The organism is Erythrobacter sp. AP23 (assembly GCF_001542855.1).
Lineage (GTDB): Bacteria > Pseudomonadota > Alphaproteobacteria > Sphingomonadales > Sphingomonadaceae > Qipengyuania.
In genome coordinates, this window is sequence record NZ_LNBY01000017.1 from 455699 (window position 1) to 481587 (window position 25889).

Sequence of the window (25889 nt, forward strand, 5' to 3'; positions counted from 1 at the left end):
TATGGCGAAGCTGGCGCGCCTTGGCAAGGGGCAAATTCAGTCTTCCTTGCCGCCCGTGACTTCGGCCGCGATCTCCTCGGGCAGGGCGGGGCGCCCCGGCACCGCATAGCCATCGCCGAACCATTGCGACAGGTCGCGGTCGCGGCAGCGGCTGGAGCAGAACGGGGCGTGCTCCTTGCTGCGCGGTTTCTTGCAGATCGGGCAGGGTCGGGCGGGTTTAGTCGTCATGCGGGACGATCTGGGCGGTGGCCGCCTCTATCGCAAGTCCCGGGTCGGTTTCTACCCGCACGGCGCGCGCGGTGCGGCGTTCGAGTTCGGCGAGCCACTCGGGCTTGAGCTTGGCCTTGAGCGCGGGATGCACCGTCAGCAGCGTCAGGCCCGGCCCCTCGACCATTTCCGCGCGGCGCAGCGCCATGCGTGCGGCCATGCCGACGCGCGAGGTGGCGAATCGGTGGAGGAGCGATGGACCTTCGAGCCGCGCGACGATCTGGACGAAGCCGAAACCGTTCATCGCGGTGCGCTCGTGGGGGAAGCCGGCGAGCGCTTCCTCCAGCGCTGCGTCCACCGCCTTGCGGTCGGCCTTCGCTTGCAGCGTGGGAAAATCGATTCCGATCGACCCGCCCAGATCGAACAGCGGGAGCCAGCGCGCGATGGCGGGGACCGCGGCCAGCGCCAGCTCGCGCGGTGAAAGGTCGCCGTCGATGTCGATCAGCGTCATCGCGGGCGTGACGGAGAACAGCAGCGAGCCGCCGGGAAACTCCATCGCGCCCGAGGATGCCGCGTGCCAGATGTCTTCCCACTCTCCGGCAGGCAGGCGGCGGACGCAATCCGCGCTCACGAAAATGTTGTCCGTGTGGGTCGAATCATCCTCGCGGAGGTCGAGAATGCGGCCCTGCGCGCGCTTGAAGCGGCCGCGCTCGGCGATTGCAGCGCGGGTGATTTGGATCGGTACGGGGCTGCCCTCGGTCATGCGTTCGGGGATGCGATCGACCATCACTTCGGTGCCGTTATCGAGCCGGGCGAGCCCGCGCGTGCGGCCCTTGGGCTTGGAAACGAGAAGCCCGGTAGTGCGGCTGCCGGCCGGAAGGTCGCCCCGCCACCGCAGTTTCGCGGCGAGCACCTCGGCTCCCTCGACCAGCAGGGCCCGGCTCTCGCCGATGCCGTGCTCGACGAGCCACTCGGGCGCCGGGTCAGGCAATTGCGAACCCCGCTGCCTTGAGCAGCGCGCGCGTTTCGTAGAGCGGCAGACCGACGACGCCCGAATGGCTGCCCTGGATGCGGCTGATGAGCCCTTCGGCGATGCCCTGAATGGCGTATCCGCCTGCCTTGCCGCGCCATTCGCCACTGGCGATATAGGCGTCGATTTCCTGCGCCGAGAGCCGCTTGAAGATCACCACCGTCTCGCTCAGCCGCTCGCGGATCGTACCGTCGGGCGCGCGCAGCGCAATGGCCGAAAGGACACGGTGGCGGCGGCCGGAAAGCAATTCGAGGCACCGGCGCGCAGTCGCCTCGTCCTCGGCCTTGGGCAGGATACGGCGTCCTGCAGCGACTACCGTATCGCCTGCCAGCACGTGTCCGTCATCGCTCGCCGCTGCTTCCGCCTTCTCGCGCGCCATGCGCCTGGCATAATCGCGCGGCAGTTCGCCTTTATGGGGCGTCTCGTCGATATCGGCTGGCGCGATGGCAGCCGGCGTCACGCCGAGGCGCGCGATAAGCTCGCGCCTGCGGGGACTTGCCGATGCCAGGATGAGTGTGGGCTGGCCCACCTGCGCTTATTGCGGGCCGGGGCCGCCGCGACCGGGCATGAAGCGGTAGGTGATGCGCGCCTTGGTCAGATCGTAGGGCGTCAGTTCGCACAGCACTTCGTCGCCGACCAACACGCGGATGCGGTTCTTGCGCATCTTGCCGGCGGTGTGGCCGAGCACTTCATGGCCGTTCTCGAGCTCGACGCGGAACATCGCATTGGGCAGCAATTCCACCACGCGCCCGCGCATTTCGAGAAGTTCTTCTTTCGCCATGTAGTGTGTCGTGTCCGTTCGCTTGTGCAGTAAGAGCCGCGCCCTTTAGCGGTGAAGGGGGCAAAAGGGAAGCCTCGGCGCGTTTCCGCTCGCCCGGTCAGGGCCGGAAAGGCGATTCAGGCCGTCAGTGCAGCGCGCGGCGGGGGAAGAACAGGCTCGCCAGCCCGGACGCGCGGAACGGTTTCCATGTGCCTTCCGCCTGCGCCAGCCGGTCGGCGATGGCATAGACCGCCGCCGGATTCACGCCGAGGCCGCAGTGACTTGCCAGCACTTCGATGTTCTCGCATTCGGCATGGTCGCCGCATTGCACCGATCCGCGCCAATGAACCACGCCATCGGTCCGAGTGAGGATCGAGGTGGTGGGCACCGGCGGGGCCTCGGCCAGCTGGCGGAAATTGCCGTCCTGCATCGGTTCGGGCTCCTCGCCATTGAGGTATTCGAACAGCCGCCTTGCATTGGTGTGGCCGCGGTCGTCGCTGATCGGCGAGCCGAGGCTGATCACGCCGCGCACCTTCTCGGGCGCCATTTTGGCCAGTTCGCGCGCGAACACGCCGCCCAGGCTCCAGCCGACGATCGAGACTTTGCTCCCGGTGCGATCGTTAAGCTCCTCGACGCAGCCCATCATCGCTTCGATACGGGCGTTGTCGACGCGGACGTTGCGGCCCAGGTTCCAGCCGACCGCGTCATAGCCGAGGTCCGACAGCAGCGAACGCAGCGGCCGGGTCGAATAATCCGAGGCCATGAAGCCGGGCAGCACCAGCACGCCATGTCCGTCGCCGCGCGGCAGGCCGGACAGCAGCGGGCGCAGCGCGTAGAAACTGGCCAGTTCGCCCATCGCGCGTCCCGGTTCGGCCAGCGTCAGCAGGCGGCTGGGCGGGCGGGCTTCGATTGCTTGTGTCGTCATTCTGTGGTCGGACCTTTCAGGGGATGGGCAGCCTTGGGCTTGGAACGCGCGCCGGAGGTCTTGGTGCCCCCTTTGACCGGTTCTGCGGGCTTTTTCTTGGGCGCTACCCGCTTCTTGGCGGCGGGCTTCTTCCCTCTCGTCTTGGTTGTGCGCTTCTTCGGTGCAGGTTTCTTCGCCGATGTGCCGGTCTCCTTGGCGGCAGCATCGCGCAATTCCTCGAAGCTTTCGCGAATGCAGTCTGCGTAGAATTCGGGATCGTCCATCATCTCGCGGTCGGCGGTGAAGGCGATGGTCGCTTCCTCGGTATAGCTCTGCACCACATGCGCGAGGCCCATGCCGTCGGTCAGGCAAATCAGCCCCATCATGCTTTCCAGCCGCGCGCCGGCCGAATAGATCGGCACCGGCGGGCCGGGCACATTGGTCACCACCGTGGTGAAGATCGGGCCGACCCCGCGATTGGCGAGGCTGAGGCGGGTGTAGAGCTGCGCGCCGAGGCTCATCCACAGCGCCGGGCTGACCTTGCTCATCTCGGTCATGTTGCGCGCGCCCATGGCGTCGGTCATCGTCTTGGAATTGGTCGTGCGGTTGTTGACATATGCGAGGCGTTCGAGCGGGTCGGCGATATGCGTGCCCAGCGGCGCGATCATCGCGGCAACCTGGTTGCCCATCGCATTCTTCTCGCCCTTCGAGCGGACCGAGATCGGCGCCATGGCGGTGAGCGACTTCCTTGGCAGTTCGCCCTTGCTATCGAGATAGCGGCGCATCGCGCCGCCGATGATCGTCAGGAAGACATCGTTGACCTTCGCCCCCTCATGCGCAGTGCGGATCGCCTTGATATCGGCAAGCGGGACGCTGACGCCTTCGACCACGCGGTGCGGGCTGATCTTGCGATTGAAGCGTGTCTTGGGCGCGATCATCTCGGTCGAGACGTCGAATTCCTTCGCCGCGAGGCCCTTCAACGCCTTGGCGAGACCCGGCGCGGCCTTGGCGGCGACTTCGAGCTGCTTCAGCGGATTGGTGATCGCATTGAAATAGCTCTTGCCAAGCAGCTCGACCGGGTTGGGCACCTTTTCGGGTTTCCACTCGTCGGGGCCGGGTGGCGGCGGCTCGTCGGGCGAAAGCGTATGCGTCGCCTCCATCAGGTCGATCCCGCTCATCCCGTCGATCGCGGCGTGATGGACCTTGGTGATATAGGCGTAGCTGCCCTTGGGCACGCCTTCGACATTGTCGAGCCCTTCGACCACGGTGAATTCCCACGGCGGGCGTTCGAGATCGAGCGGGCGGGCGAAGATGCGCGCCGCCTGGATGCACAATTGCCGCCAGTCGCCCGGCGCGGGCAGGGCGACGTGTCGCACGTGGTATTCGAGATCGAAATCGGGGTCCTCGATCCAATAGGGATAATCGAGGTCGAAGGGCACGCGCACCATGCGTTGGCGCATGGTCTTGGACAGCTGCAACCGGCTTTCGAAGAAGGCGAGGATATCCTTGAACCGGACGAAGCCGCCTGGGGCGGTTGCCGGATTGTAGATCAGGATCGACCCGATATGCATCGGCGAGTTACGCGTTTCCAGCGCGACAAAGCTCGCATCCATGCCTTGGAGCTGCTGCATCCTGTTCCCCTTGCATGCCCCGCTTTTGCGAGTGCGAAAGGAGAGGCTAGCAGCTAGCGGTCCCCCGTCAACTTGCCGTGCCCGTCAAGGCCTTCCCTAGCGGAGAACGCTCACAAGGCGTCGCCCGCCGCCACGCCGCTGGCCCAGGCCCATTGGAAGTTGTAACCGCCCAGCCAGCCGGTCACGTCGACCGCCTCGCCGATGGCGTAAAGGCCCGGAATGCGCTTGGTTTCCATGGTCTTGGAGGAGAGTTCGGTGGTGGCGATCCCGCCCACGGTCACTTCCGCCTTGGCGAAGCCCTCGGTGCCGTTGGGGTGGAAGGTCCAGCGCTTGAGCCGCTCGCCCGCCGCGCGCAGCGCCTTGTCGGGGAGGTTGCCGAGGTCGCCTTCGAGGCCGAGCTTGTCCGCGAGGATATCGGCCAGCCGCGCGGGGAGGGCATCGCGCAGCAGCGATTTGAAACCGGCCCGCGGGGTGTCGCGCTTGGCATCGAGCAGCCACTCGGTGCTGCGATCGGGCACGAAATCGACGAACAGTGGCTCGCCCGGGCGCCAATAGGAGCTCGCCTGCAGGATCGCCGGGCCGGACAGCCCGCGGTGGGTGAAGAGCGCGGCTTCGGCAAAGCGGATCTTGCCGGCAGTCGTGACCACGGGAGCGGACACACCCGAGATATCGCGGAACAGCACCTCCTCTCCGCCCAGCGTCAGCGGGACCAGCGCGGGGCGCGGCTCGACCACCTTGAGGCCGAACTGGCGGGCAAGGTCGTAGGCGAAGCCGGTCGCGCCCATCTTGGGGATCGAGGGACCACCCGTGGCGATGACGAGGGCAGGGGCGGTGTAGGTGCCCGTCTGCGTGGTCACGGCGATGCCATGGCCATGCTCGACCGAAGCGACCTCCTCGGCGCAGCGGACGGTCACGTCGCCCTTGGCGCATTCCTCCAGCAGCATGGCGACGATCTGTTTCGCAGACCCGTCGCAGAACAGCTGGCCCAGCGTCTTCTCGTGCCACGCGATCCCGTAACTCTCGACCAGATCGAGGAAATCGCGCGCGGTGTAGCGCGCCAGCGCCGACTTGGCGAAATGCGGATTGCTCGACAGGTAACTGGCGGGGCCCGCGCCGATATTGGTGAAATTGCACCGCCCGCCGCCCGAAATGAGGATCTTCTTGCCCGGCTTCTCGGCGCGTTCGAGCACCAGCACGCGCTTGCCCCGCTGGCCGGCGCGCGCGGCGCACATCAGCCCCGCGGCACCCGCGCCGAGGACGATCGCATCGTAGCTTTCGGCCACCTATGCCTCGTCGATCGAATACTCGGGCTGCTGCCGCGCCGCGATGAAATAGAGCAGCGTGCCCGCAGCGATGAAACCGCCGAGAACCAGCCAGGCCTGCGCCTGCGCCTGCGCGGAAATGAACAGCGAGCTGCCGACCGCGAAGATCACGCAGAACAGGTGGAACGGCACGATCCGCCCCTCGCGATGTTCGAGCACGGGCAGCGCGCAGCTGGTCACGATATAGGTTACCAGCCGCACCAGCGTGCCCGCGATGGCGAGCACTTCGAAGCCTTCCCACAGGCCGAACAGGATCGCGACCACGCCGTAGAACAGGATCGCGTTGAACGGCGTCAGGAAGCGCGGGTGGACATATTCGAACCAGCGCGGGAGCATGCCGCGCTCGGCCATGCCGTACATCAGCCGGGGCTGGGCGACGCCGCTGGCGAAATTGTTCGCGCCGATGGAAAAACTCGCCGCGATGACGATGGCGAGCGAGCCGAGCTGGCCCATCGATGCCCCCGCAACCCCGGCCAGCGCATTGTTCTCGCCCGCGAACTCAGGCCCGATGGCGATGAAGGCCCAGATGATCGCCATGTAGAGCAGCGTCACCCCGCTCACCATGGTAACGATCGACAGCGGCACGTCGCGCTTGGGGTTCTTGAACTCGCCTGCCGCCTCGACCACGCCCTCGAAGCCGATGAAAGCGTAGAAGGTCAGCAGGATCACCGTCTCGACCTGGCTGAATTGGGGCAGCGCGATGGCGCCGATCTCGCCGCCCGCGAAGAAGGCCGACAGCACTAGCAGGCCCAGCGGCACCAGCTTGATCGCGGTCATGATGCCGAGCGTGCCGACCGATGCGCGCATGCCGTAGAGGTTGATCGCAGTGATCAGTCCGATCCCGACGGCGACCGCAATCGGCGCCACGGTGGGATCGGACAGCACCGGGAACAGCGCCGCGAGATAGGCGATCATCACATGCATGTTCGCCGCTGCGGTCACGATCGCGCTGGCATAGCGCGCCCAGCCCGCCTGGAAGCCGACGAAACGCCCGAAGGCGGCCTCGCCATAGAGCACCGATCCGCCGCTATGTTCGAACCGGCTCGCCATCCAGGCGTAGCACAGCGCCAGCGGCAGGAAGAGCACGCCGCCCACCAGCATCATCCACGGCGCGAAATTGCCCACGGCCGCGACCAGCACTGCCGGGAGGGCGAAAATCCCCGCGCCGATCATCCCGTTCAGCGGAAAAAGCGATGTGCCCCAGAAGCCGACCGTGCGCGGCGGTGCGATTTTCGTCCCGTCCATCGGGCGGGGGATGGCCGCAAACGGCGCTTTGCACAAGCGGCCTTTGCCTAAGCTGTTCGGGCGCACTATCTCCACCCCATGTCGCGCACGAAGGCCGGTACTCCCCACGATCCAAGAGGAAAGGAGCGTTTCAACGAGGAACGCGCCACCAAGACCGTGGCCAGCGCGCAACCCGATCTCGAGGCCGGCATCGCCGCGATCCGCGAAACGGTGAAGACGCTCAAGCCGCGCCCGGGCGTATACCGCATGCTCGATACGCGCGGCGACGTACTCTATGTCGGCAAGGCGCGCAGCCTCAAGGCGCGGGTGGCGAACTATACGCAGGTCAAGGGCCTCACCAACCGCACGCTGCGAATGATAAGCCAGACCCGCGCGATGGAGATCGTCACCACCAATTCGGAAGCCGAGGCGCTGTTGCTCGAGGCGCAACTGGTCAAGCGCTATCGCCCGCCGTTCAACGTCCATCTGCGCGACGACAAGAGCTTTCCCTTCATCCTCCTGCGCGCCGACCATGCCTTCCCGCGCATCCAGAAGCACCGCGGCGCGCGCCGGGCCAAGGGCAATTACTACGGCCCCTTCGCCAGCGCGGGTTCGGTCAACAGGACGCTGAATGCGCTGCAGAAACTGTTCCTGCTGCGCAGCTGCACCGACAGCTTCTTCAACAATCGCGACCGGCCCTGCCTGCTCTACCAGATCAAGCGCTGCTCGGCCCCCTGCGTCGGGCGCATCGACGAGGACGGCTACGAGAAGCTGGTGCGCGAGGCGAAGGACTTCCTCGGCGGCAAGTCCAGCGCGGTGCAGGCCGAGATCGAGAAACAGATGGCGAAGGCCGCCGAAGATCTCGATTTCGAGACCGCGGCGATCCTGCGCGATCGCCTTCGCGCGGCGACCTTCATCCAGGGCAGCCAGGCGATCAATGCAGCCGGCGTGGGCGATGCCGACGTCTTCGCGCTCGCCGCCAAGGGCGGTCAGGTGGGCGTGCAGGCCTTCTTCATCCGCGGCGGGCAGAACTGGGGCCACCGCACCTTCTACCCGCGCAATACGGGCGATCTGGAGAAGGCCGAAGTGCTCGCCGACGTGCTGCTGCAATTCTACGAGGAAGTGCCGCCGCCGCGCACCGTGCTGGTCGATCGCGAACTGGCCGAGCAGGCGCTTATCGCCGAGGCGCTGGCGGAAAAGGCGGGCCATGCCGTCGCCATCTCGATCCCGCAACGAGGCACGCGGCGCAAGCTGATGCAGCAGGCCAGCCGCAATGCGGTCGAGGCGCTCGACCGGCGACTGGCCGAAACCGGCACCAAGGCCAAGATCCTGCGCGACCTGGCCGAATTCCTCGAGCTTGACGATGTGCCGCAGCGGATCGAAATCTACGACAACAGCCATATCCAGGGCACCAAGGCGGTCGGCGCGATGGTCGTCGCCAGTCCCGAGGGGTTCGAGAAGGGGCAGTACCGCAAGTTCAACATCAAGAGCGCGCAGACCAACGACGATTTCGGCATGATGCGCGAGGTGATGAGCCGGCGGTTTCGCGCCCTGGCCAGCCTCCCCGAATTCGGGGAGGGGGACCATGCACAGCATGGTGGAGGGGCACCGGAGGATGGTCATGACGGCAGAGGTCCGGAGCAGCAGTCCGTGCCCCACCACCCCCAGCCTGCGGCTGGCGGTCCCCCTCCCCGGTCCGGGGAGGATCACAGGACAATCTGGCCCGACCTCGTCCTGATCGACGGCGGCAAGGGGCAGATGTCCTCGGTGCGCGATACGCTGGAGGAGATGGGGATCGAGCACGTGCCCCTGATCGCCATCGCCAAGGGTCCGCACCATGGGCGTGAGGGGCGCGAGGTGTTCCACTTCCCCGACGGGCGCGAGAAGACGCTGCCGGTCAATTCGCCGCTATTGTTCTACCTCCAGACGCTGCGCGACGAGGTCCACCGCTACGCCATCGGGGCCCACCGCGCCAAACGCAGCCGCGCCATCACCGCCTCACCGCTCGACGAAATCCCCGGCATCGGCCCCGCGCGCAAACGCGCGCTGCTGCTGCATTTCGGCACGGCCGGCAAGGTGCGGGCGGCGGCGCTGGACGACCTTAAACGCGCCCCCGGCATCAGCGCCGGCGTGGCGCAGCAGATCTACGATTTCTATCACGCGGGTGGGTGAAAATGGGGCAATTGCCCTCGACACGCGCAAAATCATTCCCTTCAGGAACCTAGGCGTGGAAGCTCACCCGAACGAGCCTGCACGCTTAGGCAAGGATTGGCGCGCACTGACGCTCCTTTGGCCGCGGCTGAATTGCCTTCCATTCTCATTCGAAAAATGCCCATCAACGCTAGGTGACACGCTGCGGCAGCCACTGCACCAACGAGGCCGTCCACGGCATAATGCCAGCCGAGCGATATCGAGAGCAGGAATATCAAGAGCCAGAACACCAAGGCCAAGGGAAGCCAGGGCCGCGCAAACATGTAAAAAGCCAGTACAACCCAAGAGCTGATTGTCACATGCATTGATGGCATCGCCGAGATGCCGCTTCCAGCTCCGAAGCTCTCGCTCGCATAGATCGACCAGAGGTAGTTAGCCACCGCTGTCGCTTCAGCTCCACCATCCAGTCCCCCGAATCGAGATCCGTAGCCCATTCGTTCGTAAAAGATCGGTCCCGCTGCCGGGAGGAGGCAGTGGATTAGGGGACCGATGACCGACCACAGGACGAAATAGTTTAGAAGTACGGCAGACTTGCCCGGTGATGCAGGAGCGAACGCTGCCATAAGAAGCGAACCGATCATGACGAGAAACCAGACCGGATGATACACCACACCCATCGCGGGAAAGCTGAACCAGTCCAAGACTTGCCACGGCTCATGACCCAGAAACAGGATGCGATCCCAGCTGGCCAGCAATGGATCTGCCCAAAACGGTACCAGGTAGTTCAAGAGCGGCTTGACCCACATAAATGCTATCATGTTCAGGCCTGCGAGAAGAATGGCCGACGCAACAATCAGCAGTCTGCCTTTGTGTTTGCGAGCAAATCGGACGGTTCCAAGTAGCGGCTGCGCTATGCCATGCAGCATCATCCAGGCGAAGCCGTAAAGGCCAGCAATCAGCGCGGCCGCCGCTATCCAGGCAGGAAGAATGGAAAGCGCCGGAAGAAGGCCCGACACTGACGGCATGACTAGCAATGCCATTGAACCCATGAGAAAGGTCAATGCGACACCCGGAATTAGCCAATCGCGCTCACTCATTGCGACCCCAGTAATTACCGATTGCCCACTGTTGATAAGTAGACTCAAATAAAGAGATTCCGTAAAATTCAGGTTTATGAAGAAAAAGGATAGACACGTTTTCCCACGTTTGCGCTGGCACGCCGGTCTTTCGAGTTGGAAAGCAATCATCGCTCTCGACGCGAGGAGGGGCGCAATAGCGTCCCCGCCGACCGGTCGGAAGCGTGGCTCCTTAATCTTCAAACTGAGGGAGTCCAGCAGACGGCATCTGCCTCCGGGGGCGAACCCGAGGCGGCGTGATGGAGGCGAAACACTTTCCTACACCCCCCATCCCGTGCCTTACCCTGCCGGATGAAACACTACCCTCCGCGTTCCCCGCAGCCACGCACCCCCACCATCACCATCCCGCCGTTCCATGCGGTCCCTCTGCGCCATCGTGCGGACGGGTGGACGCCCGTGCGGCAGGCGGAGTTCATTGGGCATCTTGCCGCCATGCGCTCGGTCGCGGCGGCGGCGCGGGCGGTTTCGATGGCGCGGGAGACCGCCTATCGCCTGCGGGAGCGTCCGGGTGCGAAAGGGTTTGCGGCGGCGTGGGATGTCGCGCTGGCGCGGCGGCATTCGCCCGCCGGGAGGGCGCGGCTGGATGCGGCGCTGGATGCGGCGCGCGCGGCCTTGAAGGCCGATCGGAAGGTCACGATCCCGCAGCTCGAATGGCGCGTGGAAACCGGCATCTGGCAGGTCATGCTGCGCCGCGGACGCTATGTGGGCGTGGTCCGCAAACCCGATGAATCCGCGCTTCTTGCGCTCATTTCGCGCACCAACCGGGCGGAGGCGGCGCTATGACCCCGCCCGAAGGTCACGGTTTCCGGCAATGCGATATGCGGTCCATGTCGGCACCTTCGCGTGCGGCCATCTTCGCGGCCTTCCGGATGCCGCTGCAAATTGATGCAGATCAAGGTGCGGGGGCCGCGGTGATGTATAGTGCGACTGCAAGCCGGGACGTGGCCCGTCGGCCCTCCCGCCAACAGGAGACGGAGCCATGAAGACCATTCTGTTCAACGCCACCGGGGACGAAGGCTTCTCCGGGCGGCTCGACGCCGTGCTCGACCTCGCACGCGCTTTCGATGCGCATGTCACGCTGCTGCACGCCATCCCCTACGAGGCCGCCGGAGCGATCGATTTCCACGGCGCGGCCTTCGCCGCCATGGTTCCCTTCTGGCGCAAGGAGGCCGAAAAGCTGCGCGAGAAGACGCTCGACGACCTGTCGAACGAAGGCGTTTCGTGGAACTGGGTCGAGGCGGCGGGGCCGGTGGCGCTGGCGATGCTGCGCGAATCCTCGCTGCACGATCTCGCCGTGGTCAGCGCGCGCGATCCCAATACGGTCGACGGCACGCCGTCCTTCACCGCCGGCGAGCTGGCGGTGACCGCCGATTGCCCGGTGCTCGTGCTGCCCGATACCTGCAAGCGCTTCGATCCGACGGCGCCCGCGTTGGTCGCCTGGGACGGGTCTGCCGAAGCCTCGCACGCGCTCAAGGCCGCCGTGCCGCTGCTGCACAAGGCGCAAACCGTGTATCTCGTCACGGTCAAGGAACCCGCGAGAGGCAAGAGGGAGCCCGAACTGCCACCGGTGAGCGGGGCGGACTACCTCTCTCGCCACGGCATCTCGAGCGAGATGATCGAGGCGGAAGCGGGCGAGAAGGGCGTGTGCGCAACGCTGGTCGAACACGCGGAAAACCGCAAGGCGGGGCTCATCGTGATGGGCGCCTATGGCCGCACGCGGCTGACCGAGCGGATCTTCGGCGGCGCGACGCGCACGATGCTTTCCGACGTGCGCATTCCGCTGCTGATGACCAACTGAGCGGGTATGCGGGCAGGCCCGGTCAGCCCTTGCGCGGGCCGCCGGGCTTGCCCTTCGCTTTGCCCTTACCGCTGAATTTGGGCTTACCCGCGAAGGGCTTACCGCCGCCGGGCTTGCCCTTCTTGAACGGCGGCCGGCCACGCGAGGGCTTGTCCCCCGATGGCTTGCCGAGCGGGCGGGCGTGGACCTTGCCTCCGCCGCCGTGCTTGCGGTTCTGGCGGGCCTCGACGCGCGGCCCGTCGGGCGCCTCGAGAATGGCTATCGCGTCCTGCTCGTCCTCGGGCGAGGCGGTGCGCTGGACGGTGTCGGCGAACTTGGCGGCGACCGCGCGGGGCACCTGGAACCAGCTCTCGTGCTGGCCGATGCGGATGGCGCCGATCTCGTTGCGGGTGATGTGGCCGCGGCGGCAGATCAGCGGCAGCAGCCAGCGCGGTTCGGCATTGTGGCGGCGGCCGATGTCCATCTTGAACCACACCACGTCCTCGAAGCCGGGACGGTGGCGCTCGGCCTTGGCCTTCTCGCGCGCTTCGGGCGTGTTGGCGAGCAGCTCCTCGGGGGTTGGCAGCTCGGCGCGGTGGGCGTGGACCAGCGCGGCGGCGATGTCCTCCGCGCTCATCCGCGCCATGATGTCGGCGGCGAGGGTGCGGTCGCCCTCCTCGTACTCGCGCGGGGTCGTGATGGTCTCGAGCAGCCGCGCCCAGTCGCGCTTGGCGATCGCTTTGGGCGTGGGCGCATCGACCCACTCGGCCTCGATCCGCGCGCCGCGCAGCATCCCTTCGACCCGGCGGCGGCGGTTGTAGGGCACCACGATCGCCGCCGTGCCCTTCTTGCCCGCGCGGCCCGTGCGGCCCGAGCGGTGCTGCAGCGTTTCCGCATCGCGCGGGATCTCGACATGGATCACGAGGCTCAGCGTCGGCAGGTCGATCCCGCGCGCGGCGACATCGGTGGCGACGCACACGCGGGCACGCCGGTCGCGCAGCGCCTGCAGCGCCTGGTTGCGCTCGCTCTGCGAATGCTCGCCCGACAGCGCCACCACGCCGAAGCCGCGGTTCTGCAGCGTCGTGTGCAGCCGCCGCACGCTCTCGCGCGTGGCGCAGAAACAGATCGCGGTCTCCGCTTCGTGGAAACGCAGCAGGTTCACCACCGCATTCTCGATCTCCGACGGGGCGACGGTGACGGCCTGATAGGCGATATCGCCATGCCCGCGCGTCTCGCCGACGAGGCTGAGGCGCAGCGCATCGCGCTGGTAGCGCTCGGCCAGCCGCTCGATCGGGCGCGGCATGGTGGCGGAGAACAGCAGCGTGCGTCGGCCCTCGTGCGTCGCGTCGAGGATCTCTTCGAGGTCCTCGCGAAAGCCCATGTCGAGCATCTCGTCGGCCTCGTCGAGCACCACGCCGATCAGGCCCGACAGGTCGAGCGCGCCGCGTTCGAGATGGTCGCGAAGGCGTCCGGGCGTGCCGACCACGATCGCCGGGCCGCCGCGCAGATTGCGGCGTTCCTTGCTCGCATCCATCCCGCCGACGCAGGTCGCGATGCGCAGGCCCGCGCCCGCATAGAGCCAGCCGAGCTCGCGGCTGACCTGCAGCGCGAGTTCGCGCGTGGGCGCGATGACGAGCGCCAGCGGGCTCTTGCTGAGCGGCGATCCGCCGAGTTCGCCCAGCAGCTGCTCGGCCAGCGCGAGGCCGAAGGCGACGGTCTTGCCGCTGCCGGTCTGCGCCGAAACGATCAAGTCGCGCCCGGCCGCTTCGGGATCGATGACGGCGGCCTGGACGGGGGTGGGGGCTTCATAGCCGCGTGCGGCCAATGCTTCGCCGAGGACCGGCGGGAGGGTATCGAAAGACATGGAATCTCGTGTGTTGTCCGGCGCTGCGGTGCGAGGGGGCACGGCTCTGGGCGCACGGGGTCGCGGCGCCTATAGCGCCATTCGCCCGGTTTGGCTTGCGATTTCTTGTGCGGGTGCGAAGGGGGGCGGGAGCGCGAGCGGCGCTGGGGAGTTCGTAGAGGATTATACGATCGACAATTGTGACGGCTTTGCGCCCCAATTTCGGACGTTCGACCTTTCCCAGAGAATGCCTGAAAGCGGATCGGCAGCTATGCGCCGGCAATGAGCTCAATCGTGTCCAAAGATTGGTGGTAGTGAGCGAAAGTTATAACGTCCGCCCTTGCCGATCATATCAAGCCAGCGCTGACAACAGTGTGACCCTCATATCTAGCGACAAGGGCGACGCCCTAGAGCTGGAAGAGCCTGCCGCCGGTGAACGCGGATACCGGAGGTGGCCGGAGCGAACGACGAGAGTGCATTCTGAAGTCTTTCGAGCACCCGCAGAACCGTTTAGTAGGGCCGCTGATACGTCAGCTTGGTTGCCCTCATCTTTACCCGGTCGGTTCTCGGCTACGGACTAGGGAGTGCCGCCGATCGTGAACTTCGAGCCGAAGAACAGGGCGGCGCCGCACTCACCTTCGATTTCGAAGCCACCGTCGGTGGTGCCATCCTCGGTGCACGTGAACTTGATACCGCCGTTGAGCTTTCCCTCGGCGTCCGCAAGGAAATAAATGGGGACCTCGACGCCGAACTGGTCGATGTCGAATGCGTAGCTCGGCTTGATGGTGAAGCCCGTCTCTGGAAGGAAGGCGAGCCTCGGCATCTGGAACTTCAGAGCGGTCGCGACGACGAAGCCCTCCCTCTCGTATGGCGCGCCGATGTTCACGTTCCTGCATTGCTCGAAGTTCGTCCCGGTCACGTCGACGCAGACGGTCTGGTCCCTCAACGACTTCGGGACCTCGAACGACCGACGATAGGTCAGGGAGCCGGACAGGCCAATCGAGCCATCGGAGCCGCTGAAGATCGGAGGGCTGAACGGACGGGTGCCGCCGACGTAGGCGCTCAGGGAGAACGGGTTGGTGTCCTGAGGGGTGGCACCTTCCTTGGCGAGAAACCCTGCAGGCAGGTCGTTACCAAGTAGCGCACCGGTATTCGTATCACGCAGTGGGTAGTAGCTAGTCTCGGACCATGCGTAGCTTGCCTCCAGACCGCCGTACATGACCGGCTTTCCATCGTAGCCCCAGATGGGCTTAACGATGCTGGCCCAATTGCCAGCTGCATCCTTCCGAAGCCATTCGAGCAGCTCTTTGCCAGCGCACTCGCCAAGAAGATTCTCGCCCGACCTCAGGCCAAGTTGCGAAGGACGATCGGCCTCCGTCTCACTTTTTTCGAGAGGAGCGAGCGGATCGACTACCGACTTCGCGGCGATGCAGCTTGCCCGCGCCGTCGCGATCGCGGCGTTGATGTCGCCGACGAGCTTGCTTCGTTTCTTGGAGGAGTGCCGTCCGAACTCGACGCCTAGCTTTATTCCGATCCCGCTTTCGAACTGGAACTTGTCGAGATCGAAGAGTGCGGCATCCGTCGCATCCGCAGTGCTCACGAAGACGGCTGGACGGATCGTGCGATAGCTCGTGTTGAAGAGCTGGTCGGGACCGATGTCATTCGACGAGTTCAGCCAGCGACGGGTGAAACCCAAGCCGGCCTCCACCACTCCGTCCGCCGAGGAGGCGGTCGCCTTGATATCGAGGACCGTAACGTCCTTGTAGTCCCTCCACCTCTTCAGACCGAGGCAACTCGCGGTGAACCAGTTCAGTCCCCCCTCGACTTTATCGTCGCCGACCTCTCCTGTCTTCAGCATCTCGGCGGCGGTGTTCTGCTCTGATACATCCTCGCAGAAGTTCTCCCTAGAGACTGTGGGCGAAGCGGTTAAATCCGCACTCGCAATGACGGGGCCGGATTTTGGCAACCCGCTTTCTTGCGCGAGTTCGCTGGACTGTCCTAGCATCCGCTCCGCGGCCTGTAGAGCAGCGTCCGCGTCGTCGAGTGCTTTTCGCGCTTGCTCTCTAGCCTCCCTCGCCTCCTCAAGAATGGCGATCGCCTCCTCGCGCGTGATTTCCTGTGCCGACAACAGCGTTGGCGTGCAAGCTGCCAATACCGTCGATGCCAAAATGACCCCACGGATCGATTGTATCCGACTCATGATTCCCGCCCCCCTTGCCCGGCAAGAGGATGAACAATTCGCCCGCCGATTTCAATGGAGCAAGTAAAACCGACGCCAGGTCAGATGGAATTGACTTATCGAGTTCGACGATTCGTCAATATTGGGGCCAATTAGCTCGACGCCGATCTCTTTTCCGTAACCAAGGATCGCGTATCTCACGATCCTTTCAAGGCCGCAGAAGCGCGATGTCCTATGCATCGTCTTCGCCAGATCGTTGTCGGGCAGTACTGGTTTACCTCCCTGTATCTCCGCGCAGATGCCCTCTGAGGCGATCCAAGCACCGAACTCGAAGCCCAAAGCACGTGCCGGCTCCTAACGTCGTAAGCGGCGGAGACCCGGCGCTCGAAGTCCTCCCGACCGAGTGCCTTGAATTCGCGCTTGGCTTCGCGACTGTCGAAGAAGACGTCGTCGATGTACCCGACCAGAGCGTCGATGAATCGCGTTTGTTGCGGCGCAGTTATGGCCAGTCCGCAAAGCGCCCCAATGTCGGTCGTTTGTATGATCGCGCCGTGTTTCAAATAGCTGCCGTGGGCATGGGTTTCGGTGTTACGTGGTGTCGAAGCGGGGTGATGGAGACCCGATAGAAAAGTGCAACGCGTCGATCGACCTTGATGTCGGCCGAAGTTCTTGAGAGCTTTCGCAAGCTTTACCCCCGGCAAAACTAGCGATTCTTGATGAACTGTTGTATTTGCGTGCAATGACAGACCGACATGAAGCGATTGTTGAAGGGGTTTTGCAGTCCTCGTCCAGTGCAGCGCATTCGCTTGTTGCGGCGAGCTGGTGTCGTTCTGGCCTCAAGCACGGTCTCGATGCGGGAGCCGATCGCGCACCGGAACTCGTGTCCGGCAGCGACCTTACCCAGCGGAGGCAGCGCCATGAGTTTATGCTGGATGTGGCGCGGCCCCTGCTGGACCAGTTGTTCCAGACCGTTTCTGCGACCGGCTGTGCCGTGATGATGTCCGATAGTGACGGTGTCGTGCTGGAAGCACGCAGCCTGGCCGGTGATCGCGAGCTTTTCGACAGTGTCGGTTTGACCCTTGGCGGAGTGTGGAGCGAGAGCCGGGAAGGCACGAATGGTATCGGAACCTGCCTTATCGAGGGACGGCCAGTGACGATTCACCGTGACGAGCACTTTGCAAGCCGCAACATCGGGATCAGCTGCATGGATGCCCCTGTTCGCGATGCGAAAGGCCGGCTTCTTGGCGCGCTCGATATCTCGAACTGCCGCGACGATCACAGCGCTGCGATGGGCATACTCGTGCAGAAGATCGTCCAGGATGCAGCACGGCGGATCGAGAGCGGTGTCTTTCGCAAGCATTTTGCCACGCACCGAATCATCGATGCCAATTTGCCAGGCGGCGATGCTGCCTTGCTGGCCGTGGATCGCGACGACCTAGTCGTTGGAGCGACCTTTGCGGCACGGCATCGCTTCGGGCTGACGGATGCCTGCCTTGAGGGGCGCCGCACCGCCTCCGACATTCTCGGACGCGACGAGGCCATCTCTTTCAGCGACTCGGAAAGGGCCGTGCTGCGGCAGGCCTTGGCGCAGGCTGGTGGCAATGCCACGAAGGCGGCGAAATTGCTCGGTATCGGACGCGCCACACTTTATCGGCGGATGGACAAGGCAGGCCTGACGCGCGACTGACGCCGAACGCAATGCAAGAGTGTCCCGATAGCGAGACAGTCTTGCTCTTCGGCCCACGTGGGCCTCTGTTAATTCTTTCGATTTCACGGAACCATCATCCTCGCGACCGGGACAACCCGGCGAGCTTGAGAGGATAACCAGATGGACATGCAGACCAATCCCGCCGCATCGATGACGGCTCCATTCGCGGAGCGCTACGACAACTTCATCGGTGGCAATTGGGTGGCTCCGATGGATGGGCGCTACTTCGACAATATTTCATCGGTGACCGGCAAGGCGGTCGGCCAGATCGCGCGCAGCCAGGCAGCTGACGTCGAGGCGGCGCTCGATGCCGCCCATGCAGCCAAGCAGTCCTGGGGTCGCACCAGCGCAGGCGAGCGTGCCCTGATCCTCAACCGCATCGCAGACCGGATGGAGAAGAACCTCGAAAAGCTCGCCATCGCGGAAACCTGGGACAACGGCAAACCGCTGCGCGAGACGATGGCGGCCGACATTCCGCTCGCGATCGATCATTTGCGCTATTTCGCGGGCTGCATCCGCGCGCAGGAAGGCAGCATTTCCGAGATCGACCATGACACGGTCGCATACCATTTCCACGAACCGCTCGGCGTGGTCGGCCAGATCATCCCGTGGAATTTCCCCATCCTCATGGCGGTGTGGAAGCTCGCTCCCGCACTCGCGGCGGGGAACTGCGTGGTTCTGAAACCCGCCGAGCAGACACCGGCCTCGATCCTCCTCTGGATGGAACTGGTCGCAGACTTGCTGCCTGATGGCGTCCTCAACATCGTCAGCGGGTTCGGACTAGAAGCCGGCAAGCCGCTCGCCAGCAGCAACCGGATCGCCAAGATCGCCTTCACCGGCGAGACGACCACCGGGCGCCTGATCATGCAATATGCCAGCGAGAACCTGATCCCGGTCACGCTGGAGCTCGGCGGGAAGAGCCCGAACATCTTCTTCGCGGACGTGTGCCGCGAGGACGACGATTTCTTCGACAAGGCCATCGAAGGCTTCGTGATGTTCGCGCTGAACCAGGGCGAGGTATGCACCTGTCCGAGCCGTGCGCTGATCCACGAAAGTATCTACGACCGCTTCATGGAAAGGGCGATCGCCCGCACCGAGGCGATCGTTGCCGGCAATCCGCTGGACATGGCCACGATGATCGGCGCGCAGGCATCGTCCGAACAGCAGGAGAAAATCCTCTCCTACATCGACATCGGCAAAAAGGAAGGTGCTGAGCTTCTGACCGGTGGCGAGGCCGCCCGCTTCGAGGGCGACATCGCGGACGGCTATTACGTGAAGCCGACGATCTTCAAGGGCAACAACCGGATGCGCATCTTCCAGGAAGAGATCTTCGGCCCTGTCGTCTCCGTCACCACCTTCAAGGACGATGAGGAAGCGCTGCAGATCGCCAATGATACGCTCTATGGCCTGGGCGCAGGGGTGTGGAGCCGCGATGCGAACACCTGCTATCGTTTCGGGCGCGCGATCGAGGCCGGGCGCGTGTGGACGAACTGCTACCACGCCTATCCGGCCCACGCGGCCTTCGGCGGTTACAAGCAGTCCGGCATCGGGCGCGAGAACCATCTGAAGATGCTCGACCATTATCAGCAGACCAAGAACATGCTGGTCAGCTACAGCTCGAAGAAGCTCGGCTTCTTCTGAGGCCGCTTGCCCGGCGGCCTTCGCCCCCGACGGCCGCCGGACACCAAATCCCATAAAAATCAGGAGAGATGTCATGAGCAAGACTATGAAAGCCGCCGTCGTGCGCGAATTCGGCGCCCCGCTGCAGATCGAGGAAGTGCCGGTACCCGAAGTCGCGCCCGGGATGATCCAGGTCGCGATCCAGGCGTCGGGCGTGTGCCACACCGACCTGCACGCCGCCGAAGGCGACTGGCCGGTCAAGCCCGAGCCGCCTTTCATCCCGGGCCACGAGGGCGTCGGCTTCGTTTCCGCGGTGGGCGCGGGGGTGACGAACGTGAAGGAAGGCGACCGGGTCGGCGTGCCTTGGCTCTACACCGCCTGCGGCCATTGCAACCATTGCCTGGGCGGTTGGGAGACGCTGTGCGAAAGCCAGCTCAACACCGGCTATTCGGTCAATGGCGGCTTCGCGGACTACGTGCTCGCCGATCCGGACTATGTCGGCCACCTGCCCGACAATGTCGGCTTCAACGAGATCGCGCCTGTGCTGTGCGCGGGCGTGACGGTCTATAAGGGCTTGAAGATGACCGAAACGAAGCCGGGCGATGCGCTGGTGGTATCGGGCATCGGCGGGCTCGGTCACATGGCGGTGCAATACGCCGTCGCGATGGGCCTCAACGTGGTCGCGGTCGATGTCGACGATGCCAAGCTCGATCTGGCGAAGCGCCTTGGCGCGAAAGAGGTGGTAAACGCGCGCACCGACAACGATCCTGCGGCGACGGTGAAGACACTGACCAGCGGCGGCGCGCGCGGCGCGCTGGTGACGGCGGTGAGCGAAAAGGCGTTCGAGCAGGCGGTCGGCATGGTCGGGCGCGGCGGAACGATCGCATTGAACGGCCTGCCGCCAGGCGACTTCCCGCTCAACATCTTCGGCATGGTGCTCAACGGCATCACCGTGCGCGGATCCATCGTCGGCACGCGGCTGGATCTGCAGGAATCGCTCGATTTTGCAGGCGATGGCAAGGTGAAGGCGACGATCTCCACCGCAAAGCTCGACGACATCAACGCGATCTTCAAGCGGATGCACAAGGGGCAGATCGAGGGCCGCGTGGTGCTCGATCTGACGCAGTAGGGCGCGAGGGGAGGCGATCATGCGCTCGACACCGGCGCCGGAACGCGTGATCGCCACCGCAGCGGGCCGTGCGCTGCTGGCCGATATCGTCGCGCAGCACGGCCCCGTCCTCATCCATCAGTCTGGCGGCTGCTGCGATGGGTCCAGCCCGATGTGCTACCCACGCGGAGAGTTCCGGCTGGGCGAGAGCGATGTGCTGCTCGGCCATGTGGACGGCACCCCTGTCCATATCGGCGGGCTGCAGTTCGCAGCGTGGAAGCACACGCAATTGGTGCTCGACGCGGTGGAGGGCCGTGGCGGAATGTTCAGCCTCGACAACGGTATGGAAAGAAGATTTCTGGTGCGCAGCAACGCATTTTCCGACGAACAGAAGACCCAGCTCGCCAAGGCGGACGAACTGCACACGATGCACGCCGAGCTGGCGGTTGATGCCGACCGATTCTGGCTGAACCAGGCGCGTCGCCTCGACTGGGATCGCTTCCCGACGCGCGCAAACGAAAGCAGTTTCGATGTAGCCGACTTTCGCATCTGCTGGTTTGCCGATGGCGAATTGAATCTCAGCGTCAATTGCCTCGACCGCCATCTGAATGTGCGCGGCGATGCCAACGCGATCGTCTTCGAAGGCGACGAGCCGGGCGAGAGCCGAACCCTTACATTCCGCGAGTTGCACAGAGAGGTTTGTCGCTTCGCCAATCTTCTCAAGAGCCGCGGTGTCGCGAAAGGCGACCGAGTGATCCTCTACATGCCCATGGTTCCTGAGGCGGCCGTCGCCATGCTCGCCTGCGCGCGCATCGGCGCGGTGCATTCGGTCGTGTTCGAGGGCTTTTCATCCGACAGTCTCGCCGATCGCATCGCCGATTGCGGTGCGAAAGTCGTTATCACCGCGAACGAAGGCGCGCGCGGCGGCAGGGCCATCCCGCTCAAAGCCAATGTCGATGCCGCCTGTCGCAAGGACGGCGGGGTCGAAACCGTGCTGATCGTCAAGCGCACGGACACGATGGTCGATATCGAGAATGGCCGCGACCTGTGGTGGCACGAATTGCGCGAAACCGTCGCCGCCGATTGCCCGCCCGAACGGATGAAAGCCGAAGACCCGCTGTTCATCTTCTACACCAGCGGTTCGACGGGCAAGCCCAAGGGCGTGCTTCACTCTACCGGCGGCTATCTGCTGTGGGTCACGCTCACCACGGATACGCTATTCGGGCTGACGCCAGACGACCTGTTCTGGTGCACCGCTGATGTGGGATGGATCACGGGACACTCCTATGTCGTTTACGGCCCGCTATCGAACGGTGTGGCTACGGCGATGTTCGATGGCGTCCCGACCTATCCCGATGCCGGGCGCTTCTGGGAAATCTGCGAGCGGCTGGGCGTCACCGTGTTCTACACCGCGCCGACCGCGATCCGCGCGCTGATGCGCGAAGGCGATGCGCCGGTGGAGCGGCATGACCTCTCGAAACTGCGCCTGTTGGGCACGGTGGGCGAGCCGATCAATCCCGAGGCCTGGGACTGGTATCACCGGGTGGTCGGCGGCGGGCGCTGCGAGATCGTCGACACCTGGTGGCAGACCGAGACCGGCGGCGCGCTGATAGCGCCGGTGCCGGGCGCGGTGGAAACCAAGCCCGGCTCTGCCACAAAGCCGCTGCCGGGCGTGTTCCCCGAGCTGGTCAACGCCGAAGGCCAAGTGCTGGAAGGCACGACCGAGGGCAATCTCGTCATCACGCAAAGCTGGCCCGGCCAGATGCGCACCTTGTTCGGCGATCACGAGCGCTTCTTCCAGACCTATTTCAGCATCTATCCTGGCACCTACTTCACCGGCGACGGCGCTCAGCGCGACGAGGATGGCTATTACTGGATTACCGGACGGGTCGATGATGTTGTAAACGTCTCTGGTCATCGTGTGGGCACTGCCGAGGTAGAAAGCGCGCTGGTGTCCCACGCCAAGGTGGCCGAAGCAGCGGTGGTCGGGATGTCGCACGATATCAAGGGCCAAGGCATTTACGCCTTCGTCACCCTACTCGCAGGCGAGGAAGGGCACGACGCGCTGCGCGGCGAGTTGAAGACGTGGGTCCGCTCCGAGATCGGGCCGATCGCAACGCCAGATGCAATCCAATTCGCGCCGGGTCTTCCCAAGACCCGTTCGGGCAAGATCATGCGCCGCATCCTGCGCAAAATCGCCGAAGGAAAAGCCAACGAGGTCGGCGATACATCAACGTTGGCTGACCCGGCGGTGGTCGACAATCTGGTCGCCCACCGCATCAGGCCGTAGAATTCGATATTTTGCTATGTCCGCTTAGCGCGCTTTCTAGCCAAAGCCGGACTGACCACTAGCGGCCCAAAAGTGTCGAGATCCGCAGCGCTGAGCGGTTTTCGGAAAAGGTCCATCGCAAAACACTTGAGCAAGCTCGCAAGGCCCCAATCCCGCCAATTGGATTTAAGTTTGGTGTGCCCGCAGTCGTTAGCGAGAGCCAGAAAATGCACTTGATCACACAATTCGCTAATCGAAATTTCGGGAGCAAACCAGTACTCAGAATACTTACAATCGCGGACCAATGAATTTGCAAATGTGGAGGATTGCATTCACTTTAAGATTGAAACATGGTTGGCGAGGGAATTTTTTATAGAAGTTGCAAGCTGGGGGGCGATGCAATGCGTTTCATCAAATCAATTCTGGTAACCGGGGCATGTATGACGTCGGCATGTTCGTCGATGTCGCCAGACTATCGCGTGAACTCGGTAGACTATGCGGATGATGTTGGAACGGTAACAATATCTCCGGTGTCGGTATCTCGGTGGGAGAAGGTCGCGCCGCAGCTAAAACCTGCTTTCAAGATGGACGCGACAACCGCGCTCGCTCAATCGATGCCCGTCGGTCAAACCTTGACTGAGAAACTCATCGAAAAAATTGCCGTCAACGCCGGTCTTTCGCTCCCGACAACGAGTGCGACAAATATCACCGGTTACATCACCAATGCCGAGACCAGTGAGCGTCAGTCTATCGATAGCGAAACCGTCGTTCAGGAGGAGGGAGTGCTCTCGCGTATTCCTGATGTCTCGCTCTCACCGTTGGCCGACCTCGCGATCGCTTCGCCGACCGCGCAGATTGATAACGATCCCATGCTGAAATATTTGGCAGCAACGGCGCTTCTGCAGGAAGTCCGAATGCTCAACCGGTATGTTGACGACGTGGTGAAGGTTGAGAATGGCCAGGCATTTCTGGTCCGCTTTCAGTTGGCAATGCTGCCGAACGCCCGCAATATGCCCTACGACGTTGTGACCGACATTACGCTACACGCAGATGACGTTCAGGCTGATGCCGGCTTTTGGAAGCAAGATGACGAGGTCGGATCGCCCGCCTCATGCGGGTCATCGTTCGACCGGGTGCACGTCATGCCGATGATAGTCACTGACAACCTAGAGAACCTGCGAGCTTCAAGGTCTTCGGACCAAGCCCGGCAGATTGGTCTCGCACTCTTGGCGACTGCTCAAGGTGTGGGAGCGAGGGGGCAAGTGAACAGCTTGATGCGCCTGCTTAGCCAGATCGAAGGTCAGGATGCCAACAGTCTGTTGACTGTTTCACGGCTGAGCGATTCAACGGTGCGTGTACGGCTTGGCGCGGCGCTGTCGCCGCAAAGCCAATACAGTACCGTCGCTCGCAATCATAACGTTAGCCTCATGGTTATTTACGAGCCGTGCGAAGGTGCGGGCGTCAAGAAAGTCGATGTCGACCGTGTTATCACTGCCGTAGCCCGTTCCTCATTTTATGATGCCCGCACCGGTACCAAACTCCCCAACCGGGATACGCGGGTCGAACTCAATCGCAAGGCCACGCAGTTCAGGGACAAATATGCAGGCGATCCCAGCCTGCTGGAACTTGCTGCGCTCTATCGAGCGGCGATGCGACAGGATTGGAATAGCTTCCGCAGCTATTACACATCCAAGTATGAAGCGTCTGGCCTTTGCGATTTCAAGCAACTCGCAAAACTGTATTACGGCCTTCGTTATGGCGGCGACCTCGACGCAGACGTGACTGGCTATCATGGGGTCGGTGAAAACGGAGAGATGCCCTCTGCGTTGCTCGGGGCGGCTAGCCGAACTGAAAATTTAACCGACCCCTGCGCCTATCTAAATGCGCTGCGTTACGAAGCGATTGCCGCGGGGCTCTTCACAGATCTAATCGGTGTGAGACCAACTGGCGAGTTCGCTTTTGCTCGCATCCCTGTGCAGCTTCGAGCTCCGGGAATGGCCTTACCCCCCGTTCAGTCTCCGCTACTTGAGACCAGCGAAAAAGCGAGCGTTGTTACCCTTTACGGCGGTAGCGATCTCGACTTAATGAAGGACCTGAAAATTTCGCTAACTTCGGGTGCGACGACCCTCATTCCCTCTGCCGTTTCTGTCTCTAATGATGAGGAGCAGCTCACCGCCTCATTTAGGTCCATTAAGCTCTATGGCTGGGACGAGAAAGCAACTCCGGTCCTGCGCTTGAGTTCGGGAGAACTTTCGCAGGAATACAAGCTGGTGATCGTCAGCAAAAAAGATGAAGCGCAGGCTCCCGGCTTCACGATGAAGACTGGAGCTAAGGCTATTGTCTATCAAGCAAATGCGCGTGGCACGGTTTTGTTGCAGATTGCACCCGCTAAGGACGTCGATGGACGCACTATTAAGTCTCTTCAAGTAAGTGGAGGCGATGCGATTGCGCTTGAAGGCATCGAAAGAACATCGTCCGGATTTAAGGTCGGACAAACCGGCGAAGTTCGAGTGGGTCTCGCCAATCTCGTTCCGAACCAGATCGTGGAAATCACACTTACTGATGACAAGGGCGGTGCCACGAAGCTGAGTCTTCCTGTGCTTGCAATCGCCACAGATAAGAAGTCAGACTGATTAACAATCGATTCGTTTACGAGTTTGTTCTGACGGCTCCGCAGTGTCCCAGATTGGAGTCTGAACGTTTCTCGTATTGTGTCGTCCGGAATTGTCATTGGGAGTCTATTGCTTCTAAATTCGCAGTATGAACGACTTGGAGATGTGGTGGGCTTCAAGAAGCGGAGACTGAACGGGGGGTGAAGCCATTCCCGGAGCTCGAAGCTGCCAGGGATGCGAGCAAAAGCGAACTCGCCAGTTGCCTGACTATCCTGAAAGAACAGTCACGAACGACTGCGCCGGAGAAAAAAACATCCTGTCTGGTTGTGGTTCGTTAGCCGAGACGCGACTTTGCGCCGTTTGACCACCGGAAACGGACTGTCTCCTTCCGGCCCCATAGCCGACCGA

General features: G+C 63.4%; 19 protein-coding genes. 8 read left to right on the forward strand and 11 right to left on the reverse strand.

The features are described from left to right. Positions 1-36 precede the first annotated feature (36 nt). The 8 genes from yacG to ASS64_RS12115 form a co-directional block, all read right to left on the reverse strand. Positions 37-228, reverse strand: coding sequence for a DNA gyrase inhibitor YacG (gene yacG, locus ASS64_RS12080; RefSeq protein ID WP_067694724.1), 192 nt, complete (start codon positions 226-228; stop codon positions 37-39). Next, positions 218-1198: a ribonuclease E/G gene (locus tag ASS64_RS12085; protein ID WP_067694726.1), complete on the reverse strand. Its 981-nt coding sequence runs from the start codon at positions 1196-1198 to the stop codon at positions 218-220. The genes yacG and ASS64_RS12085 overlap by 11 nt, the downstream gene beginning before the upstream one ends. Further along, the gene (locus ASS64_RS12090) at positions 1191-1766 is read right to left on the reverse strand and encodes a nucleoside triphosphate pyrophosphatase (protein ID WP_067694730.1); all 576 of its coding nucleotides are present in this window, start codon (positions 1764-1766) and stop codon (positions 1191-1193) included. Before ASS64_RS12090 ends, ASS64_RS12085 begins: the two co-directional genes overlap by 8 nt. A 6-nt stretch (positions 1767-1772) precedes the next feature. Continuing rightward, positions 1773-2018 carry a translation initiation factor IF-1 gene (infA, locus tag ASS64_RS12095; protein WP_007163491.1) on the reverse strand — a complete coding sequence of 82 codons (246 nt, stop codon included), beginning with the start codon at positions 2016-2018 and terminating at the stop codon, positions 1773-1775. Positions 2019-2142: 124 nt separating this feature from the next. Next, complete coding sequence (locus tag ASS64_RS12100; RefSeq protein WP_067694732.1) at positions 2143-2922, reverse strand: triacylglycerol lipase; 780 nt, start codon at positions 2920-2922, stop codon at positions 2143-2145. Then, the gene (locus ASS64_RS12105; RefSeq protein ID WP_083508340.1) at positions 2919-4532 is read right to left on the reverse strand and encodes a wax ester/triacylglycerol synthase family O-acyltransferase; all 1614 of its coding nucleotides are present in this window, start codon (positions 4530-4532) and stop codon (positions 2919-2921) included. Before ASS64_RS12105 ends, ASS64_RS12100 begins: the two co-directional genes overlap by 4 nt. Positions 4533-4642: 110 nt before the next feature. Next, entirely contained in the window at positions 4643-5764 is a 1122-nt protein-coding gene (locus ASS64_RS12110) for an NAD(P)/FAD-dependent oxidoreductase (protein WP_067695249.1), read from the reverse strand. A 51-nt stretch (positions 5765-5815) separates the two neighbouring features. Beyond that, on the reverse strand, positions 5816-7099 hold the full coding sequence (locus tag ASS64_RS12115) for an APC family permease (RefSeq protein WP_067694735.1): 1284 nt from the start codon (positions 7097-7099) through the stop codon (positions 5816-5818). Positions 7100-7177: 78 nt separating this feature from the next. Here ASS64_RS12115 and uvrC point away from each other — a divergent pair, with 78 nt between their 5' ends. Beyond that, positions 7178-9250, forward strand: a complete 2073-nt coding sequence (gene uvrC / locus ASS64_RS12120; RefSeq protein WP_067694738.1) for an excinuclease ABC subunit UvrC — start codon at positions 7178-7180, stop codon at positions 9248-9250. 41 nt (positions 9251-9291) lie between these two features. On the opposite strand, the gene ASS64_RS12125 is transcribed toward uvrC, so the two are convergent. Next, positions 9292-10476, reverse strand: coding sequence for a phosphatase PAP2 family protein (locus tag ASS64_RS12125; protein WP_157075179.1), 1185 nt, complete (start codon positions 10474-10476; stop codon positions 9292-9294). A 180-nt stretch (positions 10477-10656) separates the two neighbouring features. Between ASS64_RS12125 and ASS64_RS12130 the strand changes: the two genes are divergently transcribed. Together ASS64_RS12130 and ASS64_RS12140 are read left to right on the forward strand one after the other, a co-directional pair. Then, positions 10657-11148 (forward strand): hypothetical protein, encoded by a 492-nt coding sequence (locus ASS64_RS12130; protein WP_067694744.1) that lies wholly within the window; start codon positions 10657-10659, stop codon positions 11146-11148. Between the two features lie 196 nt (positions 11149-11344). Then, positions 11345-12163 (forward strand): universal stress protein, encoded by an 819-nt coding sequence (locus tag ASS64_RS12140; RefSeq protein WP_067694750.1) that lies wholly within the window; start codon positions 11345-11347, stop codon positions 12161-12163. A gap of 22 nt (positions 12164-12185) precedes the next feature. On the opposite strand, the gene ASS64_RS12145 is transcribed toward ASS64_RS12140, so the two are convergent. After that, positions 12186-14006, reverse strand: coding sequence for a DEAD/DEAH box helicase (locus tag ASS64_RS12145; protein WP_067694752.1), 1821 nt, complete (start codon positions 14004-14006; stop codon positions 12186-12188). 556 nt (positions 14007-14562) lie between these two features. Next, positions 14563-16113 carry a hypothetical protein gene (locus ASS64_RS12150; protein WP_157075180.1) on the reverse strand — a complete coding sequence of 517 codons (1551 nt, stop codon included), beginning with the start codon at positions 16111-16113 and terminating at the stop codon, positions 14563-14565. Between the two features lie 790 nt (positions 16114-16903). On the opposite strand from ASS64_RS12150, the gene ASS64_RS12160 reads away from it, so the two are divergent. The 5 genes from ASS64_RS12160 to ASS64_RS12180 all read left to right on the forward strand — a co-directional run bounded on the left by ASS64_RS12160 (position 16904) and on the right by ASS64_RS12180 (position 25502). Beyond that, positions 16904-17851, forward strand: coding sequence for a GAF domain-containing protein (locus ASS64_RS12160; RefSeq protein WP_067694761.1), 948 nt, complete (start codon positions 16904-16906; stop codon positions 17849-17851). A 141-nt stretch (positions 17852-17992) separates the two neighbouring features. Further along, entirely contained in the window at positions 17993-19513 is a 1521-nt protein-coding gene (gene adh, locus ASS64_RS12165) for an aldehyde dehydrogenase (RefSeq protein WP_067694764.1), read from the forward strand. A gap of 73 nt (positions 19514-19586) precedes the next feature. Continuing rightward, positions 19587-20621 (forward strand): alcohol dehydrogenase AdhP, encoded by a 1035-nt coding sequence (adhP, locus tag ASS64_RS12170; protein WP_067694767.1) that lies wholly within the window; start codon positions 19587-19589, stop codon positions 20619-20621. A 19-nt stretch (positions 20622-20640) separates the two neighbouring features. Further along, positions 20641-22890 (forward strand): acetate--CoA ligase, encoded by a 2250-nt coding sequence (gene acs, locus ASS64_RS12175; protein WP_067694770.1) that lies wholly within the window; start codon positions 20641-20643, stop codon positions 22888-22890. A 380-nt stretch (positions 22891-23270) separates the two neighbouring features. Continuing rightward, positions 23271-25502: a hypothetical protein gene (locus ASS64_RS12180; protein ID WP_157075181.1), complete on the forward strand. Its 2232-nt coding sequence runs from the start codon at positions 23271-23273 to the stop codon at positions 25500-25502. The last annotated feature ends 387 nt before the right edge of the window (positions 25503-25889 follow it).